The following is a 19,811-nucleotide window of genomic DNA, read 5'->3' on the forward strand; positions in this document are numbered from 1 at the left end:
TTTACTTCCCCATACTTCTCATCAAACGATTCTGGAAGGAACTCACATCCTTTTCTTCCTCTCCATCATCTTCTTTTTCTTCCGAATCTTTCTGCTTCTTCCGTGCTTTTTTCTTGCTCACCTTGAGCCGATCAGCGAACGAATTACCAAGAGCTGGCTCTTCTACTTCATCAACGTCCTCTTCCACCTCATCCTCGACCAAATCAGCACCAAAGCTCTCTGGCTCCTGGGTCACAGGAGTAGGTGGTGCCACTGGTTCTGGCTTTGCGGCTGCCACTGGTGTAGGAGCTGCGGGTGCTTTTCGAGCCACACCGCTTATCCCAGAGATTACAAATGCACCGTTGGTGGCAAAGTAACCTTTAAGGTTCACACTCTCCCAATCGCGGAGCAAAAAGCCTTCAAATTTTGCCTTACGGTAAACACCTCTCACGACCCGGCCAGTTTTAGCTCTGAAGGCCACCAAGCAATTGGTACTGGCGCAGCTCAAAATATCAGATTGCGAGTAGGTGAAGTCGCGCAAGTTTACGATTCGCGGCTTCGGCTTCGGTTGTCTGGTTGTCGGAGGCGTTTGAGTGACTGGCGCCTGCGGCTTTACCGCAGCAACCCTAGTTTGGCGACGGCTTGTTGCTGACCTATTGACACGCTTTTCAGGCCGAACCTGTTTGAGTCGTGATCGCGACGAAGTGTTTCTTCGGCTCGCTGTGCGACGGGGAGGCTTCGATTTAATAACGGGACGCTTGCGTACCTTCTTAGTTTTAGCGACCGCCTTCTTCTTAGGCGCTTCATCTTTCACTTCAGCGCGTGGCTCAGGATTGACTTGCTTTTTCCGCTCGACAACTGCTTCTTGCGGAGGGGCAGGATCTAGTTCTTCCCTTATATTGGAAGGCAGGTCGTCAACAACGTTAGCCCCATCGTGAACCACAGAATCCCGCGAGTTTTGAAGCTTCATGTAGTACGGTAGACCGAACCCTACTCCAACCCCGGATACCACAAGTAGAATTCGGATAATCCATGTAGACGTGCTCGTTCCGGAAGCATGATAGCTGCCTTCGTCGGAGCCCTGCGCCAGCATCCGCTCGATTTCTTTGAGTCTTTTTGCCAAAGTAGACCTACTGTATGAAGTTTTATCACTGCGTTCGGATATTCTATCGGCTGGATAGGAGCCTTGCTCCAGTATGGGTCGTATGCCCTGGTATACGCTCAGGTATTTATCCCCAATTAGAGCGCCGTCAAGTAGCTGTGATCCCAATTTCTTACAAGAAGTGCAATTACTTACAGCGTATGAGCCTTTCAAGACCCAATCTTACTACTAGTAAGAAATGACTTAGATTGCGAGCTTCTACCAAGGCACAACACAGATTGGATCGTTATAATAGAAGAGCCAATCTGGATTTTGGAGTCAGCGAGTCCGGTCAGACGTAGGAGTGAAAAGCCCTCTCCCACTTCACTGGAACATCTTCGTATTTGAAGTTTCTTAACCTCTGAATTAAGCTAGCTGCTCCTTCAAATCGGATGGCGAAATAACATTGTAATAGACGTAGGAAGAGGTATGTCAGAAAACAAAAATAAAATCATCTATACCCAGACAGACGAAGCCCCAGCCTTGGCAACGCAATCGTTGCTTCCCATCGTTGAGACGTTTAGCAAGGCCGCTGGTGTCGCAGTGGAAACTCGTGATATTTCACTTGCGGGGCGCATCATCGCAAACTTCCCCGAGTTCCTGAACGATGACCAAAAACAATCCGACGACCTTGCCGAACTTGGAGAGCTTGCAAAGACTCCCGAGGCAAATATCATCAAGCTACCAAACATAAGCGCCTCGATCCCTCAGCTTATCGCTGCCATCAAGGAGCTGCAAAGCCAGGGATACAAACTGCCCCCTTACCCACAAGAACCCAGCAACGATAAAGAGCGCAATATCCAGGCCCGCTATGCAAAGGTATTGGGTAGTGCTGTAAACCCAGTATTACGTGAAGGCAACTCCGATCGTAGGGTCGCCAAACCTGTAAAAGACTATGCCAAAAAGAACCCGCATTCCATGGGTGCATGGAGTCCCGACTCCAAGTCTCATGTGGCCCATATGAGCGATAAGGACTTTTTTTCCTCTGAAAAATCTCATGTCATGGCCAAAGCTGGTCAGGTAAAAATTGAATTGCACACCAGTGATGGCGTCAAACCTCTGAAAGACTCAGTTGACTTGCAAGAGGGCGAGGTCATCGACGCGGCAGTTATGAGCTGCCAAAACCTTCAAAAGTTTTTCGAAACTGAGATTGACGAAGCCAAAAAGCAGGGCGTGCTGCTCTCCTTGCACATGAAAGCCACAATGATGAAAGTCTCTGACCCCATTATATTTGGCCATGCTGTAAAGGTTTTTTATAAAGATGTTTTCGCAAAACATCAGGCAACTTTCGATTCCATCGGGGTTAATGCCAACAACGGTATTGGCGATGTTTATGATAAGATTCAAAGTCTCCCTGAAGATAAGCGAACCGAGATCGAAGCCGACCTCCAAAAAGTTTACGAGACCCGCCCCGCATTGGCGATGGTGAACTCCGACAAGGGTATCACCAATCTTCATGTGCCTAGCGATATCATCATCGATGCGTCGATGCCAGCTGCCATACGATCGTCAGGCCAAATGTGGGGCCCTGATGGCAAGCTTGCCGATACAAAAGCACTGATTCCCGATCGAAGCTATGCCGGAATTTATGAAGAAGTTATCCAGTTCTGTAAAAAGCACGGGGCCTTCGATCCACGAACCATGGGCAATGTTCCAAACGTTGGGCTTATGGCTCAGAAAGCTGAAGAATACGGCTCACACGATAAGACATTTGAGATCCCGGCTGAAGGTACTGTGAAAGTCGTGTCAGATTCTGGGGAAGTCATATTTGAGCATCCCGTTGAAAAGGGCGATATCTGGCGCATGTGCCAAACGAAGGACGCACCGATAAAAGACTGGGTTAAGCTTGCTGTTAGCCGTGCCCGTGCAACGGGAGCACCAGCTGTTTTCTGGCTAAATGAAGCCCGACGACACGATGCACAACTCATCAAAAAAGTTGAATCGTACCTGCCTGAACACGATACAGCGGGGCTTGAGATTCTAATCAAGTCTCCCGTGGATGCGATGAAATATACCCTCGATCGGGTTAAAGACGGCAAGGATACCATCTCAGTGACAGGTAATGTTCTGAGAGACTACCTAACGGATCTTTTCCCAATTTTAGAGCTGGGTACAAGCGCGAAGATGCTTTCGATTGTTCCGCTTCTTGCTGGTGGAGGATTATTTGAAACTGGAGCCGGTGGTTCTGCACCCAAGCACATCGAGCAGTTTGTTGAGGAAGGTCATCTACGCTGGGACTCATTAGGGGAATTTCTTGCCCTTGCGGTTTCGCTTGAAGACCTCGGTATGAAATCCAACAATAGCAAGGCTAAAATTCTAGCTGAAACACTCACAGAAGCCACAAGCATGATCCTAGAAAATGGCAAGTCGCCTCTACGGAAAGTTGGTCAGCTGGACAACCGAGGAAGTCACTTTTATTTGGCAATGTACTGGTCTCAGTGCCTAGCCAAGCAGGACAAGGATCAAAGCTTGAAAGACGCTTTTTCAGCACTTGCTACCTCCCTCACCGAAAACGAAGGTAAAATCATCGCTGAGATCGACGAGAGCCAAGGCAAACCCATGGACATCGGAGGCTACTACCGCCCCAGCTTAAGCAAGCTCCGCCAAGCCATGAGGCCTAGTGAAACCTTTAACCAAGCGCTGGAAAGCATGTCCTAGCCTAAAAAGGGAGCTATTTTGCTCCCTTTCGACTAAACCCATGACTTACAAACAGCTCCTAGTCAGAGAGGGGAATATTCTTCTGAATCAACTTCAAACGCCTGATTTGTTTTTCCACCTGGGGTATCAGGTCTTGATGCTTCTTGTGGAGCCAGAGGTGGATATTATCGAGGTCTAAAGTCCCCAAAGCCTCCACCTTATCTCCCTGATTCTTGGCATGAATGACCTTCTCAGTGATACCGCCGGCAGCAATTAGATAATCGATTCGCTTCGCTACCAACAGATCCAAGCCTTGGCCGATACGGTTCAGCTCAACAAGCTTAACTCCATGCTTCCGTGCTCTCGCAGCCCAAATGACCATGCCACGCTGTAAGCCAACCCGCCCCCCCATTTTGGCTAAAGCTTGCCAATCCTTGATCGGGGGATGATTGGTTTCACCAAAGACCCGCGTTTGAACCTCGGTGATAGGCGGTTCTATACGAATCAGATTCTGAACCATACCATACTCAAGTAGGCCGGCAAGCCTAGCAGCCTCGCCATCAATTACGCCGGAATCGGCAATCTGAAGCGATCGTTTGCTAGGGTAATAGACAAACTTGACGTCACGATTAATTGGACTGAAAACGCTTTCATAAAAAGACGAAAATCTCTTGCCATAAATCTTAATACTTGAAACATCCTCAAACGGTAGTGCAAAGGTGAGTGATTGAGTTGAGCCGTGGGCATTGCAGCAACAGAACAACAAAAGGAATAGACTTAGATGCAGCATAGATTAAACAGTCTATTGAGCAAGTTTTATGAAATCAATGATATCGACTCCTAGGTTAAAGCAAAACTAATTAGGTTAGCAAGTTTTAACTGATATCATAGTGCAAGCATACTACGTACCTTATTTCAAATAGTCAGCAGGAATATAATCGACATCCAAGGGGAAAAAATAAGATCGATATCCCGCTAAAGATGGCTGTCCTGCCTTTAGCCAAGCCTCCAGAATCAGATGCTTCAATACGTCGCTTGCAAGGGATAGCTGTTGTACAGTATAGGCTTCATAGTGCTTGGCGACCTCGTGTGCAGGACGCCGTTTACTCCTTTTCATAGGACCTGATAGCTCTAAAATGGAATATTTCCTATCGATCCCTAAGAGCATCTCTAAACTTTTGTGAGATTCGATTCCATATGCATGAATGATATCCAAGGTGTCCTTGGGTTGATGGCGGTCTTTGATCTGTGACTCAAAAGGCTTGCTGTTCCGAACTTGTTTAAATACCTTTTGTATCAAATCTAAATCTAAGGCATTGACGACATGCTCCTCGAAGTAGGAATGGATGCCTGCCTGCTGACTCAATTGGCCGTTGTAATTGATCGATGTATGTAGTGGGTTGCTGATATCCCCTACAAAATGGGATAATAGACCAATGCGAACCAGAATCTCATCCACAGTAGCGGTAGCTTCACGGGGAAACTCCCCTTTTCCCCGCTTCCTTGCCAGATTTTTAAAACTATCAAGCAAGCGATCGCTCAACTGCTCAATCCGAAGAGAAAGATGGCCAGCTGTTCGCAGCTTCTCTGGCCAAGCTTCGCCACTAGGACAAGGAGACTTCTGCTTACAGTTAGTCGATATGGCCTTTTTAAACTCTGCCATGGTTCGGGGAAGCAGCTTGACGTCGAGTTTTTGCTTGGGATCAGCGAGATATTCGATGTCGACGAAATGGGTTGGCCAGTTTTTGTTTTTGATCTCGGGATCACCGTTTCTCCAAGAGACATCTGGCAGATTGGAAACATGAGATACAAGATATTCTTTTTCAAGTAGCTGAAGTCCTAGTGTTTCGCGAGTTCGAACGTCTTCTGCTAGAAGTCTTGCTGCAACGACGCTAATAATGTGGTGTCCACGAGCCCCCCAGGCTGCTGCTGAATCAGCGATCAGTAGCAGGATCAAAGCCAAACCAATTAATTTACCCATGGACTAGAATCCTTTCTAAACAACCCGCTTCACCACTCTATGGTAGCTACTTTTGATGTATATAGCCTCTTTAGGGTCGTGATCTCTGATACTTCGCGACAAACCTCTGGGATCAATTCTGCGAAATTCGTTCTGCATATTGTTGGGAAGCTGATCGTAAACAGCCTTTTCAATTACAAACAGGCTTCCCGCTAAGCTAAAATCTGCTTTGATAGTTTTCCGCATTGCTTGAAAGCGAGTCGCTTTGATCAGTGGCTTACCGTAAAGATCGTACTGCTGAATACCCGCGTTGGGAAAGAAGCCGCCAATCTCTCCTAGGGAAATTCCGATTCCACAGCTAACGTCAACACTCAAGTACTTGTCAGCGCAATCGTTAAGAATCTGTTCAAAGTGCAACGCAAACTCTAAAGCTACCTTACCAGCCTCATTTTGAGAGACTTCGAAAGGAAAACCAAATGAACATAGAAAACCGTCGCCCATTTCCTTGATTCTAAATCCTTGGCAACGCTCCCCCTTAAAATCGATACCCTCACTCATCAGTAGCTGTGATTTAAGCAAAAATTCCTTAAAAAATAGATGATTCTTCTCGTGATCTATCTTCGAACTATTTTCAATATCGAGACATAAAACAGCTCCACAGCCCTTGCCGATGGGCATGGTTTCTTCCAGAAGGCTACCCTTTCGCATTTGCAGTAACTGGGATGGGTAAACCAACTTCTTGAGCTGCGAAAAACTGTGTTGCTTTTCTTGGTCCATGACCAATGTCTTGCGATAGATTTTATAGAGACTTAAGAAACCAAACATCACCATCTCGACAAGAAAGCAAGTCCAGCCAAGATTTAGCCCGAGCAGCAGGTTTTCACTCTGGAAAGCCGTGATAAAGACCAACCCCATCACATAAAATCCCCAAGAAAAAGCTCCTTTTTTTGCATTTGGATTACCCTTAAACATACTATAGATGAATAGGCCTGTGATAAAGACAATGTAGGACATAACAATCCAACGAAAGACATCAAAGCCAACTGGAACAGTGGCTACGATCAAGCACATCACAATAGTGTAGCCTGTTGCCATCTTATGGACTTTTGGGCTATAGGTTTTTAGGGTTAAGTATTGAGAGATAAAACTTAAAGTCGCAATCAATTCAATGATGATCGAAAGATTCATAACATGGGCATAGTTCATATCGAAGATGCGAAATATGTTCGTATCAAACAATACTGGCATGTTTGGCTGAAGAAAGAACATCAAAGATGTCGACATCGCATAAATCCAGTACCAAAACATGAGCGGATCACGAAACAATAAAACAACTAAACCAGCTCCTAATGTCATCACTAGAGATGCACCAAACAGACTTGAAATAAAAAATATCTGCCGCTCCACCAGACGATCCATTTGAACATCTGTTCCGATCCAAAGGGGAAGATAGTTGAAAACAGGACTATTGATAAACACAGTATTAAGGCCAGGTTGGAGCACGATCTGGGCTCTCGGGAAGAAACTCATGTTGGTGGATGCAAGGCCCATCCAGTACTGCCGGACATCTCCAGATGGTGGCCGAGTGTAGATCTCTAAAGTTTGGGAACCATTTGCCTGAACCATGAGCGTTCGAAGCTGAATGGTGTCGGTGGGGTTTAAGATCTCAATTTTTAAAACCGCAGCCTGATTGGGCTGATCAGGTGCCACGTAATGGTTGTGGGGTATGGGTTCAAAGGATACCGGCTGCTCTCCCGACACAATTTTCTTAATGTCAATGTCGCGACCACCATGAATATAACGCCAAACATGATCCTTCAAAACCATCTTCGCTGGCTGCTCTGCTTCCCAGACATAGGTTTGCGGACTCCCATATCCAGACGCCGCTATGAGCATCAACAATGTCACGAACATCTTTGGTATCACTCTAAGGCCTCCCACACGGCTCATCGGTGACGGAGTGGACCTCATAGAGGAAATTCCTACCTAGTGCTTAGTCACATTGAATCCTCAGCGTTGTTGTCTTCGTCTCTCAATCGTCGCTGTACGGGAGTACTATCTCCTCAATCATTCCTCGACGCCTAGCTGAGAATCCAATGTGACTAAGCACTAGGTGATCGAGGGACTAGAGTTGCCTTTTTGGAATTCTAGAGAAGAACTAAGAATGTAGTGGCTATTACCGGCCTCTAGGATTGAGGAACGTCTATCATCAGACCAGTATCGCACCCAGGATAAGAGAATCGATTGGCTCCAGGGTAGCAGAAGCCGTTAATAAACACCCTGCGGGGCTTTAGAGAACTGTTTGCTTGACTGCCGTGAACAGTATAAGGACCAAACAAAACCAAGGAACCAGCCTTCAACTCTGGAGTCGTGTAGGCGCCCTTTTGAAATGACTCGCGCTGCTCAGGATGCTTCTCTAGGTAAAGATGGCCTTGCTGGCAACTACGAGGAACAAAGTGAACGGGACCATTTTCAGGTGTCACATCATCGACTGCTAGCAGACATTGAACGTAGCTACCCAAACCATTGATATCCGACCAATACTCAGAGCCGAACTTCCGATGTTCGCTATCTTGATGCCAGGGAAACGCCACACCATCCTTTGGAAATTTAAAGTGGGCCTGGCAGATCAGTTGACTAATCTGCTGGGAACCAAGAATTTGAGATACAGGACCCAAGAGTCGTTTGGAGTGAGCGAACTCAAGCAACTGAGGCTGCACTCCTGCACACCAGACAACCCGATCAATCCGGTCGCCATTTACAACAAACTGCGTCCCATTCATGTGGAAAGTCGTTTTACGGCGACTGGCAAGTTTGGCAATGATATCAAAAGATTTTCCAATCTGATCGATCTCTTCAGGGTGAAAGAGATTTTCCAAGACCAGAAATCCGATTTCGTAGAACTCATCGATTTGTGCCTGACTTAGTCTCATACTTACACCATCGGAAGAAAAGCTTAACTCTTAATTCGGACGAATACATATTTACCCTAAGCACCCCGACCTAAATCTTTACCAATCATACTAGTTCCGCTAGTCTTTTCGGTGGTCTCGGGTGTATTTTAAAGCTACCAATTCATCACTTTCAGGCTTTGGCATGATTTGGCAGCTGTCATTTTATTGAGCAGTATCGCATTTTTGGGAGTCGACACTATGATATTTCGCCAGCTATTTGAGCAAGAATCGTCCACGTACACCTATTTATTGGCAGATGAAGCCAGCAAGGACGGAGTGATCATCGATCCCGTGGTTGAGATGCATCGACGTGATGCTGCTTTAATCCGTGAATTGGGCATCAAACTGATTTACAGCCTCGATACCCATTGTCACGCTGATCACATTACCGGCTCTTGGCAACTCAAGGAAGCCTTCGGCTGTAAGATCGGATTGGGTTCTGCCAATCGGGTCAATAATGTTGACAATCTTTTTGACAATGGTGAGACCATTACCTTTGGCAAACACTCTTTAAAGGTCTTAGAAACTCCGGGTCATACCGATGGCTGTGTGAGCTTCGTTCTCGATGATCAATCCAGGGTTTTCACTGGCGACAGCCTACTTATCCGCGGCTGCGGCCGCACAGACTTTCAGGGTGGTGATCCAGCCAAGCTCTATCAATCCATTCAAAATCAGTTGTTTACTCTCCCTGAACACTGCCTGGTTTACCCGGGTCATGATTATAACGGCCGCTGTAGCAGCTCGATTGGTGAGGAAAAAGCTTTCAATCCACGCATCGGTGGAGCTGCTAGCGAAAAAGACTTCGTCGGATATATGAAGCATATGAAGCTTCCTCATCCTAAGAAAATCGCGATGGCCTTACCCGCAAACTTGAATTCTGGTCGGATTGAAGGCCAGGAAGAGACGGTTCCTCAGTGGGCTCCATTGGAGCACAACTTTGGTGGAATCTTGCAGATTGACCCTCAGTGGCTCGCCAACAACCTCGATCAAGTGGTCGTCGTCGATGTCCGCGATGATGATGAGTTCAACAACGAACTGGGGCATTTGCCACAGGCCCTACACATCCCATTGGGACAATTGGAAGACTCTATGAGCAAGCTATCGAAAGACAAGGCCATAGTCACAGTTTGCCGCAGCGGTCGACGATCGGCACTCGCTAGCCTTGCGTTGCAAAAAGCGGGCTTTGAGAAGGTTGCCAATCTCAAGGACGGCATGCTTGCCTGGACTGAGTTAGGGTTCCCTATAGCCAGTTAGAGGGTCTCAGGATTGTTGCCTCGGAGGAGATTTACCCTTAAGTGGTTGGATGAGGTGTTCGAGTCCATTGACCTTGATCGCACAAAGCTGTTCGATGAGCTCTTTGAAGCGGCCTTTGATGGGCCCTTGATTTGATAACCATAAGACATAGGGCTCGGGAAGGTCGATCAAAGGCCTTCCCTCGAACTTGCCAAAGGGCATTTTTTGGTTAGCCAAAGCAAAAAGATCATCAGGCTTTAGTTCCACTGGAACCTCCATTATTCAAACCAGAGATCAGTCTAACGTCTTTGCTCCATAAGTGAAAGCCTTACTGGGGGCTAAGGCTGGGAAGCTTCTTGGCAAGGAGCCACGGGAGCTTCGGGACTTCTCTTTGTTTCCTTGGATACAACCAATTGACAACAGGGGCAATCGGCCTGCTTGGCTTCGCGAAGCAGCTGAAAAAATTGCTTAATTGTAATCATAGCATCTCCCGAGTTCTTGTATAATAGAGCCTAGCAATTATCATAATGATAATCAATATCAATATTATCGGGACCAACCGCTTTTTCTTTAGTCCAAGTCTATAAGATTTTCCTAAATTTGCCGAAAGCTAGCACCATCGGGCCTTTTAAATCCTATTTATCGCAAAACCCCGGGTCAAAATTAGTCATAATGAGCACTTAGGTTATTGACTAATGCTCATGGTGGAAAGCTTTTGTCGTGGTGTCATGGAATAGCTACTGACAGACTTTCAATTATTGGTGATAAATAATGAGAGAGTATAAACAGGTCCTGAAGAAACCAGGGACGATCCCATGCAAAATGATTTTGTAACCCTACATTGCGATCGTATCAACCACCTCATCAGCAAGCAAAACCTGAAAAGAGGTCAGATTGCTCATGAAGTCGGCATTGATCTTAACCTGCTGCGACGTTGGCTTCATGAACCGGGTATCAAAGTTCCTCGATACGACGCTCAAGCTCTAGCGGATTACTTGAGATGTTCTCTTAGCAGTATTAGTATGAGCCTGGTCGTCCAACCCAAGTCGAGTGCTATGAGATCTGCCCCCCAACCCGAAAGCCAAGCTCACGAGTTAAACGCACAGGCAATCAGTACGCTTCATAACCTCGATATAAGGCAAGCCCAGATGCTAGCGGAACAAGCAATTCGCCTGGCTCCCGATAAACGCGATGAAGAGGAATTTTGGGAATCAAAGTCAATCGTCGCGCGAATCCTTTTGCAAGACGACGTCCCTTTGGCGATCGAGAAACTATACGAAGTTCTGCAAAGCACCCAAGAGAAGTCCATTGCCAACATCTCTGGCAAGGTTCTCACCAATCTAGGATCAGCGTTCCGTTATTTAGGAAATATCGGTGAATCAATATCAGCGCTCGATCTAGCTCTAGAGCTTTTTGATCGTGAGGCTAAGATAAGCGGCCGATTGAACAAGATCGCCGTGTGTCACGCTCTGCTGGTGGAAAGCTACCTGCTCCAGGGTGATTCATTTCAAGCTCGCCACCACCTGAGCATCAGTCGTCAATACGCGAGCCAAGGCAACCATCCGGTGATCGAAGCGGTCCTGGATGCTAAATTCGCTAGAATTTTGCTCCTCGAAGGCAAGAGTGCTGACGCTCAACAGCTTCTTGACTCCATTGTAAGAGACGAGCTACCAGTAGCCATCCAACTTGAGTTCGATCTTGTTGAGCTTCTTATCCTCCTCGATCAAGGCGATTACGATCAAGCCTACTGGCTCTATCGCAGTCGTGAGGCGAGTCTACTCAACTCCCATAGAATTTACTGGCTCCCTCTTTTGAGTTACATTCAAGCCCAGCGCCAGCAAGACGATGACACTGAGTTAGCCTGCCAGCAGTTTTTTGATCGACTGAAAGCCGCATCTTGGATCGAGAAGGCGCAAAGGCTGGGAAGCTTTCGAGATCTTGCTAAAAACTCTTTCCTTCGAAAAAGCTCATAGGCGGGGGATTAAAGGCTGATTGGCTTTTCCAATTGAATGACCGTATCAAGTATCACCATTAACTCCGATAGCTCTTGTAGGTCTTCCTGTACTCCTGGGCCTTCAATTTTGGCTGAGATTTCAGATATCCCACTTACCATAAGGGGCTGTGCTCCATCCGATGCTCCAGAAGCGAGGCTACAGGAATCCCATGTAGGCCCACCATAAGAACGCCGGTCCGAAAGAGGCGCTTCAGTACCCAAAGTCTCGAAGCTGCCATCTCCCTGATAGCAATACTGAACAAAATTTGAGGCTTCAGCACCTACCATTTGCAGGCTTAACCAATCTGCTCCGGCTGCGCCACGGCCTATTACAGCCCGATCAGGGACACGAATATACCGCGCTTGGTCAAACTCCACTTGAACAGGATAGAACCGCTCCGGCTGGTAATCTCGCTCTGGGGCAAGATAGACTTGCTCCAATGCAAGCCCAGACAGTGCAGCTACCACATCGTCACAGGAGTCTACCTCCTCAGAAGAGAGACTCCTAGACTCGGTGCGGAATTGAAATAATTCGCCTGCAATGACTAGGCTGGATGGCTCACCTTTATGGGGAGGCAGGACCTCAAGCCCTTTGCTTCGCTGACTAAGGTCTTGAGGAGTTGCTTGCAGGCCTAGAAACCCTGCAAACAGGGCCTCTGCCCGATTGTTTATAGCAGCTAAGTCTAACGTTGTTACGGCATCGTCACTAGAGCATGAGATCGAAGCTGCGGCTAAGATCAGCTTATCATCGCTGACGAGATAAATCCCTTGCTCTTGGAATAGTATATTCCCTTGTAGATGATTCCACCGATAGAGCCCTTCCCTAAGCTCTAAAGATTGTCCCGACTGACCTCGATAAATGCCGTCCCGAATCTGCAAACAGTCTTTGCAGGCTTTGATATCATCAGACTCCGACTGGGCTGCCAACGGACTGCTTCCCGGCTCTTGATAATCATCGAACTTGCCGCTGCCGCAGCCTATCATCACAGCAAATAACACAAGCAATGCAGCCAGCATATTGTCCCCAAGTTCGTTCATCTCTAGTGAATAGAGAGAAGCAAAGCCCATTCCAGAGCCCTATATTAAAATTTGCTTTAATTTTAGCCTATTAAAAAACCAGGGCCTGTATAGACCCTGGTCATAGCCGAATGTCGTTGCATCGCCCTGCATATCGGCCAAATCGTTAGTATTAAAGAGACTTAGCCCTAAACTATTAACCCAACCCCAATGGTCATCAGGATGCCGCCACTGGTCGCCTCTAAAATTCGCATGGTCTTGCGAGACGGCTGCTGAGGAATCGCAAAGGTCGTTACGCTCGCCAGGGAAAACAGCCAGACGAAAGATGCCATCACCGCACCCACGAGAAAGTATGGAGCACTTTCACCAAACTTAGGGGCCATCCCACCAAAGAAAATGATAGATTCAAAAATCGCCTGCGGGTTCAGCAAGCTGAAGCCAATGGCTGCGAGTATCGATCCTACCAATGTAGCCGGACGGTCGTTCACCGGGTTCTCCAACGCAACTTTCTCGCCCCATATGGCTTGATAAAGTGAGCGCCCCCCATAAACGAGAAGAAAGCCAGCAGCGGCCACCATCAAATAGCCTTCCATACCTGGAGCGAGTTTCAGCAGAGCCCCTGCTCCAACAACACCTAGCACCACTAGAATCACCTCACAGGCCACGCAGGTTAGCGCCACCCAAAAGGGATATTCCTTGCGAATGCCTTTCTTAATGACATAAAGATTCTGCATGCCTAGAGACATTATGATTCCCATTTGCATCAAAAATCCAGATCCAATCGCTTGCCACATTGTTTCTTTAAGCATCGCTACATCCTCGCTGCTCTAGGTTAGGAATCGGATATTCGGTAATAATGCTTGATAAGTAAAATTAATTCATTTTATTCTTCATAAGAATTTCTTATGATGGAGGAAAAATATGTATGATTATAAGTTACTAGCTGCTATGGCATCGGTCATTCATAAGGGTGGTTTTGATCATGCGGCCAAACACCTGCACATCACCCAGTCCGCTGTTTCCCAACGGGTCCGGCAGCTAGAAGAGGATGTGGGCCGACCACTGCTGATCAGATCGTCGCCGCCGACTCCCACCGAGCTAGGCCGCCTTCTGATGGCTCATTTTATGAAAGTAAACCTTCTTGAAAGTGAACTCAAAGAGCAGATTGATCCTAAGGGCCCCCGTGCGTTCACTCATCTATCAGTGGCTATCAATCGGGATAGTTTAGCTCTCTGGTTCATCGAAGCTATGGGGCAGTTTCTACAAGACGAAAATATCGTCCTAGAAGTCCTAGCCGAGGATCAGGAGCTAACCCATGAGCACCTTAAGGCAGGTCGTGTCTTCGGTTGCGTGAGCGCGCGGCATACCCCGTTACAAGGGTGCCAGGTAGAGAAACTCGGCACCATGACCTTCTATCTCACTGCTACACCGGACTTTGCTGACAAGTGGTTCACGAAAGGAGTGGGCCAAAAATCACTTCTCAAAGCTCCTGGGGTCATATTTGACGACAAGGATCACATGCTTCATGACTTTCTAGCTAAGAAATTTAGGATTACTCTGGAAACGCCGCCCTTGCATGTGATTCCAGCACTGGCTGAGTACGAGCGATTTATCACCGCAGGACTGGGTTATGGCCTTCTGGCTAAGTCGCAGGTAGAGGAAAAGTTTGCCGATGGTAGCCTAGTTGATCTAGCTCCAGGGAGAAATCTCCCATTGGATCTTTACTGGCATTCCTGGCAGCTACAGTCGGAGGTAGGAGCAAAGTTCACCAAGACCTTGCTGAAACATGCCCCTCCCCTACTTCGCTAGAAGCTTAGGGGCGGTCCACTGCAAAATCACGCCGTGCCGTTGCAATGGAAATCGTAAAGCCTGACACCAAGTCTAATAATGAAAGTCCGGTGACAATGAGAAAACTACTGTGTCCCAGTTCAGGAACCAATAGCAGTTCAAGAAGAAATCCCACAAAGACCAGTGTCGAAAGACTGTGATCGACTATTGCTGCCGAAGACGTGCGGGTTGCTTTTGCCAGTTCAAAGAACAAACAGACAACGCCTGCCATCACAAGAACAGTCCCCAAACTTAGCTCTAACGCAGCGCCAGATACCAGCTGCCAGCTCACTAGAGTTTGGTCGAGGCTATAGCTGTCACCCAAAGGGCTTAGAGCAACTAGATTAAACAAGCCTAGTAGTAAGGCAAACAAGGGTAGATGCGCTATGAGTTTCAAAACACCGCTCCTGACTAATGGATCAAGACTCATTGGTATGGCATATAGGCGCAAATAAGACAAGAAGTTTTCTCTATCCAAAGGGTTTATCCTGTTCGTGCTATTTTTGCATTCGAGTCTTCGCCATTCTTTATCCCATTAAATCAGGACTTTCCCATGGCACTTTTACAAAAACAGTGGCGTTCGCTGGTACAAACGCACAAATGCGCCCGAACTAACAAAAATGTGGCTTCTGTTCAGATTATTTTTATTTGTTGTTTGAACAACTTAAATAGAAGGTCCACAGAAATCCCTCTTTGATTGAATTTTTGATTCAGCGGCAATGCTCCTAACACCGACTGCGTAATGTACACCGAAGGAGATCTACACCATGCTGAACTTTTTTGAGCAAATGCCGAGCTTTTCTGAATTTGACCAGTTTAAAAACCCTAAGCACTACCAGCCTCTCCCAGATAGCTGGACGCTGATCGTGGCTGATTTAAAGTCATCCACCGATCATATAGCCCTTGGGCGGTATAAGGACGTTAACTTGATCGCTGCTGGATGTATATCACAGGTGGTCAAATGTGCTCCGAAGATCATTCCCTACTCTTTCGGCGGTGATGGTGCATTCGTTGCCGTTCCTCAAGAGATCGTCGAGCAGGCCCTCAAAAGATTGCGCGCCTACTCTCGGTTTGTACGCAGAACCTTAGACTTAGAGCTTCGTCTCGCAGCCTTCAGCAGCCAGGATTTCAAAGCAGCTGGAGTTCAAGTCCAGGTTGCTAAGTTTCTCAACGGTCGCGGTGTTCAGGGCTATTTTCGCGGTAATGGCTTAGAATGGGCTGAACGTGAGCTAAAAGATCAATACGCTCACAACCAAATACATCTGGCTGAAGACGAATCTTCAAGCTTCAAGTTCTCTAATATATTCTGCCGTTGGCAGCCGATTCCATCCCACAGCGGTAAAATAACGACGCTGATCATCAAGAACAATGGCCGAACGGAATCCGAGCAACAAGCGATATACGAAGAGATCGGGCTTTTGACAAAAAACTTCTATTCAGCGGAGCAGAACCGTCCCGTGAAAGTTGATGATTTTAAACTTATCAGCAGCTTTGACCAGCTAAGAACAGAGTGCATGCTTAAATGTCAGTCGAACAATACTCTGATTCAAAAGCTCTATGCCTGGCGTTGCCTTGTCCTACATCAAGTCGTCAAGTTCATGATCCACTTTTTCAACGTAAAAAAGGGTGAGATTGATTTTAATCGATATCGCCAGGACATGACGCATAGTAGCGACTACAGAAAATATGATGGCCTCCTGCGAATGGTCGTAGACCTTTCTCCCATCGAAATAAATGGCTTGCGACGAACGTTGGAAATCATGGAGCAGCAAGGAAAGATTAGCTTTGGTCTTCACATGTCCGACACCGCCCTGATGACTTGTATGGTTTTCTCTGCAGTCAACCATATTCATTTTATCGATGGTGGCGAAGGAGGGTATATGAAAGCTGCCAATATTCTTAAGGCTAAACTTGAAAAACAAGAACCTCAATATCAAGCTGTTTTGGGACAGTAGTGATACGAAAGCGAGAGGTGCAGCCGGAAAGAACTGCACCTACCAGACACTTTTTCGGACTAAATATCCCCCACAAGCTCTACACTATCATTCTTTTCTAGCGGAACTCATCGAGAGCGATGACTTTATATGAATCAGGATAATTTTTTCCTCTAAATAAGCGCGTGTCCGTTTCTCCGGGGTTTAAGCTCATATACACTGATTGCGTTTCTACAAGAAGACCATTGCTGTCAATGATACCTAATTCGAAACTGCTGCTTACCCTTGCCGTGTTTGACAGATTCGTAATTTCTACAGCGTAGCCTGATACATTATTCTTGCCTTCGATTCGAAAGTTTGCCTCAGAAGGTGGAGGAATCACTCTGTTTGACAAAACTCCAGAGAAAGTCGCGTAGAACGTGTTATTCAACTCATCACCATAGTTACTTGACACTCCAGTGATGTAAACCTTTTGACCTGGAGCGATACATTTATCATCAGATCCATATTCTACATAGACATCTGAAAAGATGATTCTTGAATCTGAATCAAGCTTGACACTAAAGCTACACACTGCCTCATCATTTACATTAGTCGCGGCCACATAAAGGTCTTCTGAATCGAGCTTAAATGCATCGATGTTGAAATTCAGACTAGTCTCGCCTAATACCACCTTCGGATCTTCTTTTGGCAGTACTTCTATTGGGTACAAAGCTAATATTGCCTCAACATCCCGTTCTGTGACTTCAGAAACGTCTTCGTAGCCCATGATAGATGGATACTTTGTATTTCCTAAAAGATTACGCTTAAACTCATGGCCAAGCCCTAAGACATGACCAAGTTCATGGGTTAGGGTATCGGCGGGGTCGAGGTCAGAACCGAATTCTTCCCTTGCTTTTATAAAAGAGTCAGGAAGCATTATTAGACTTGCAGATAGGATCTCTGGATCAGTCATTGAGATTCTTGGAAAGGCTAACCCTAATACAACAGTTCCATCCTGATCTTCAAATCGATAGCCGCGGCTGTAGTATATACAGTTCGTATTGACGTCACTAAAAGGAGGAGGATTGTTATTGACGGAAATATTATATGAAAGACCACCAACCTTACCTTCCTCTCCTAAGACTTCCCACTCTTTCATCGAGCTGACAACAAGATCCTGATTCATCAATGCTTCAGGTCCGCAGATGTCTAGGTTCAAATCTTTTTGCCAGCCAACGGCTACTCCATCGCCCTGGATATAGGCATAGTCTTTCTTTTTTTCAACACTCCAGGGAGTCTCTTGGGTATTCTTTGAAAAGTATGCTGCTATAAGGCCTTTTCCCCTTTTTGGATCATTAAACTCAAACATAAAGCTCATGAGACGCTTGTCTTCAGCGAGACTGTAGTGAACCATATCTAAGGATTGCTGCTCACCCGAAGAATCTTTCAAAGCTATGAGGTTTAACTTTCCATCAGTTGCTCTGAAAACAAAACTTAGTGGGAAACTGTTATTCAAGTCTTTATAAATATAGACTCCTTCATCTTCAGCGATAAACGTGAAGTTGTTTAGTTTCGCTTCGGATCCCTCTCTCGAAGTACTATTCTGATTTTCCAGATCTTCTTGAGATTCAACCTCATCAACTTCAGCCTTTTCGGTTCGTTCAAACATGGCTGATAAGCTGGCTATCGAATAATTATTGAAGCTGTCGACCTCTGACAGATTGATAAACGACCCTCTATCCGTGGCGTATCCCTGGTAAAGTAGCGAAACATCACCGTGAACAAAGTAGATGTCTGTATATGGATCCTTTTTCTTGCTAGACTCGTCACAAGAGGCAGATAATACTAAAACTATTAGAAGGCTGATGGATTTAAGCATTAAATATCACTTTCCTTTTTAGCTGGCCATTGAACCGCACCTTGCGGGCTGGGCTATACTACATAATATCACTTAATACGTCAATATTGACACAAACCTCTCTCCATTCAAGTCTGCGTATTCTATAGCTAGCAAAGTTGCTGCTCTACACAGGTTTGTGTACAGTTAGGAACGGATAACCCGCAAAATATTGCATTTCTTTACATAATTATATTTTACTGGCGGGAAAGTCTCGAAACAGCCTGATCCTTTGCAGTCGTTGCACTCTTGGGCACGATAGAAAGCAGAACTGATCGTGACGTGATTCCTAGCTTAAAGACTTAGCAACTTGAGACTGGCACCTATATCGAATACTTTTTTTTCCCAACGGATGTCTAAAGCTTGATTTATGGAGTAGCCTAGAGCTAATCAAGTTTCAGCCCACGGAAGAGGGCTAAGGATTGTAAATCGTCGACAAGGCAAGAATATGACTCAAACTTCAGACCAAGTTCTCTTAACCGGCTTTCAACCATTTGCAAATCACAAATCAAACCCTTCGGCTGAAGTTGCAGCACATGTGGCCGCGGAGAATGGATATGACTTTCTCGTGCTTCCTGTAGGCTTTAAAGAAGCAGCCCAGATCTTGTTGCACCAGCTCGAAAAAAACAGCTACCACACAGTAATAGCACTCGGCTTAGCAGCCAACCGTTCTTCGATCTCCTTAGAAAGAATTGCACTCAACTTAATTGATGCCCGCATACCTGATGAGTTTGGCCAACAACCGATCGATGAGCCCCTTATTGCAGAAGCTCCCCTTGCAATTCATACTTCACTTCCCATCAAGAAGATCCATCAGCATCTAGAAAAAGAGAGGATCTCAAGTGAAGTCTCTTATTCAGCTGGTACCTATGTTTGTAACGCTGTGTTTTTTCATCTTCTCCACCATAGAAAAACAGTTAACCCTTCACTTAAATGCGGTTTTATCCACATTCCTCTCGAAGAGCTTATGCCTCTGGAGATCACCAAGCAGGCGATTAAAATAGCTACTGATACCACCATAAGCAGCGAATCCGATACCAAGGGCCTGAGCGTAGGAACTATTTCCTAATCTAATCTTGAATGTTAAACTTCCGTTCAATTTAGCAAAGACCTTATTCAATAGCTTATTTCGAGATTGCAGCCTTTGATCTGATTCAAGACCTGATAAATAAAACTAACCATTTTATCTATTGACTTCGTTTATTTCTGTGATAGCTTGGCCCAGTACCGTATTCCAAGAAGCGAATGATACTTTCG

General features: G+C 46.2%; 17 protein-coding genes. 7 read left to right on the forward strand and 10 right to left on the reverse strand.

Annotated elements, in window-relative coordinates:
- Window position 1: 1 nt before the first annotated feature.
- Entirely contained in the window at window positions 2-1,102 is a 1,101-nt protein-coding gene (locus tag B9N89_RS05890) for a hypothetical protein (RefSeq protein ID WP_132315877.1), read from the reverse strand.
- 447 nt (window positions 1,103-1,549) lie between these two features.
- Between B9N89_RS05890 and B9N89_RS05895 the strand changes: the two genes are divergently transcribed.
- Window positions 1,550-3,778: an NADP-dependent isocitrate dehydrogenase gene (locus B9N89_RS05895; protein ID WP_132315875.1), complete on the forward strand. Its 2,229-nt coding sequence runs from the start codon at window positions 1,550-1,552 to the stop codon at window positions 3,776-3,778.
- 58 nt (window positions 3,779-3,836) lie between these two features.
- On the opposite strand, the gene B9N89_RS05900 is transcribed toward B9N89_RS05895, so the two are convergent.
- From B9N89_RS05900 to B9N89_RS05915, 4 genes are all read right to left on the reverse strand, one after another.
- Complete coding sequence (locus tag B9N89_RS05900; RefSeq protein ID WP_132315873.1) at window positions 3,837-4,547, reverse strand: substrate-binding periplasmic protein; 711 nt, start codon at window positions 4,545-4,547, stop codon at window positions 3,837-3,839.
- Between the two features lie 120 nt (window positions 4,548-4,667).
- Window positions 4,668-5,738: a phospholipase C/P1 nuclease family protein gene (locus B9N89_RS05905; RefSeq protein ID WP_132315871.1), complete on the reverse strand. Its 1,071-nt coding sequence runs from the start codon at window positions 5,736-5,738 to the stop codon at window positions 4,668-4,670.
- 15 nt (window positions 5,739-5,753) lie between these two features.
- On the reverse strand, window positions 5,754-7,688 hold the full coding sequence (locus tag B9N89_RS05910) for an adenylate/guanylate cyclase domain-containing protein (protein WP_132315869.1): 1,935 nt from the start codon (window positions 7,686-7,688) through the stop codon (window positions 5,754-5,756).
- Between the two features lie 215 nt (window positions 7,689-7,903).
- Complete coding sequence (locus B9N89_RS05915; protein WP_132315867.1) at window positions 7,904-8,650, reverse strand: phytanoyl-CoA dioxygenase family protein; 747 nt, start codon at window positions 8,648-8,650, stop codon at window positions 7,904-7,906.
- 219 nt (window positions 8,651-8,869) lie between these two features.
- On the opposite strand from B9N89_RS05915, the gene B9N89_RS05920 reads away from it, so the two are divergent.
- Complete coding sequence (locus B9N89_RS05920) at window positions 8,870-9,925, forward strand: MBL fold metallo-hydrolase (protein ID WP_132315865.1); 1,056 nt, start codon at window positions 8,870-8,872, stop codon at window positions 9,923-9,925.
- Window positions 9,926-9,931: 6 nt separating this feature from the next.
- Here the strand turns inward: B9N89_RS05920 and B9N89_RS05925 are convergent, their stop codons facing one another.
- A complete protein-coding gene (locus B9N89_RS05925; protein WP_200820675.1) occupies window positions 9,932-10,171 on the reverse strand; it encodes a DUF3820 family protein in 240 nt (79 codons plus the stop codon).
- A gap of 52 nt (window positions 10,172-10,223) precedes the next feature.
- On the opposite strand from B9N89_RS05925, the gene B9N89_RS31255 reads away from it, so the two are divergent.
- The gene (locus B9N89_RS31255) at window positions 10,224-10,376 is read left to right on the forward strand and encodes a hypothetical protein (RefSeq protein WP_159455175.1); all 153 of its coding nucleotides are present in this window, start codon (window positions 10,224-10,226) and stop codon (window positions 10,374-10,376) included.
- Between the two features lie 343 nt (window positions 10,377-10,719).
- Window positions 10,720-11,877 carry a hypothetical protein gene (locus tag B9N89_RS05930; protein ID WP_132315861.1) on the forward strand — a complete coding sequence of 386 codons (1,158 nt, stop codon included), beginning with the start codon at window positions 10,720-10,722 and terminating at the stop codon, window positions 11,875-11,877.
- Window positions 11,878-11,885: 8 nt separating this feature from the next.
- On the opposite strand, the gene B9N89_RS05935 is transcribed toward B9N89_RS05930, so the two are convergent.
- Together B9N89_RS05935 and B9N89_RS05940 are read right to left on the reverse strand one after the other, a co-directional pair.
- Entirely contained in the window at window positions 11,886-12,965 is a 1,080-nt protein-coding gene (locus B9N89_RS05935; RefSeq protein WP_132315859.1) for a hypothetical protein, read from the reverse strand.
- A 137-nt stretch (window positions 12,966-13,102) separates the two neighbouring features.
- Window positions 13,103-13,723: a LysE/ArgO family amino acid transporter gene (locus B9N89_RS05940; protein ID WP_132315857.1), complete on the reverse strand. Its 621-nt coding sequence runs from the start codon at window positions 13,721-13,723 to the stop codon at window positions 13,103-13,105.
- Between the two features lie 112 nt (window positions 13,724-13,835).
- Here B9N89_RS05940 and B9N89_RS05945 point away from each other — a divergent pair, with 112 nt between their 5' ends.
- Entirely contained in the window at window positions 13,836-14,723 is an 888-nt protein-coding gene (locus B9N89_RS05945) for a LysR family transcriptional regulator ArgP (RefSeq protein ID WP_132315855.1), read from the forward strand.
- A gap of 4 nt (window positions 14,724-14,727) precedes the next feature.
- Here the strand turns inward: B9N89_RS05945 and B9N89_RS05950 are convergent, their stop codons facing one another.
- Entirely contained in the window at window positions 14,728-15,138 is a 411-nt protein-coding gene (locus tag B9N89_RS05950) for a hypothetical protein (protein WP_132315853.1), read from the reverse strand.
- Between the two features lie 370 nt (window positions 15,139-15,508).
- Here B9N89_RS05950 and B9N89_RS05955 point away from each other — a divergent pair, with 370 nt between their 5' ends.
- Window positions 15,509-16,696, forward strand: coding sequence for a DUF3095 family protein (locus tag B9N89_RS05955; RefSeq protein ID WP_132315851.1), 1,188 nt, complete (start codon window positions 15,509-15,511; stop codon window positions 16,694-16,696).
- Between the two features lie 97 nt (window positions 16,697-16,793).
- Here the strand turns inward: B9N89_RS05955 and B9N89_RS05960 are convergent, their stop codons facing one another.
- The gene (locus B9N89_RS05960; protein WP_132315849.1) at window positions 16,794-18,536 is read right to left on the reverse strand and encodes a zinc metalloprotease; all 1,743 of its coding nucleotides are present in this window, start codon (window positions 18,534-18,536) and stop codon (window positions 16,794-16,796) included.
- Window positions 18,537-19,002: 466 nt separating this feature from the next.
- On the opposite strand from B9N89_RS05960, the gene B9N89_RS05965 reads away from it, so the two are divergent.
- Window positions 19,003-19,623, forward strand: a complete 621-nt coding sequence (locus B9N89_RS05965; protein ID WP_132315847.1) for a pyroglutamyl-peptidase I — start codon at window positions 19,003-19,005, stop codon at window positions 19,621-19,623.
- Window positions 19,624-19,811: the final 188 nt, after the last annotated feature.

Source organism: Pseudobacteriovorax antillogorgiicola (genome assembly GCF_900177345.1).
Lineage (GTDB): Bacteria > Bdellovibrionota_B > Oligoflexia > Oligoflexales > Oligoflexaceae > Pseudobacteriovorax > Pseudobacteriovorax antillogorgiicola.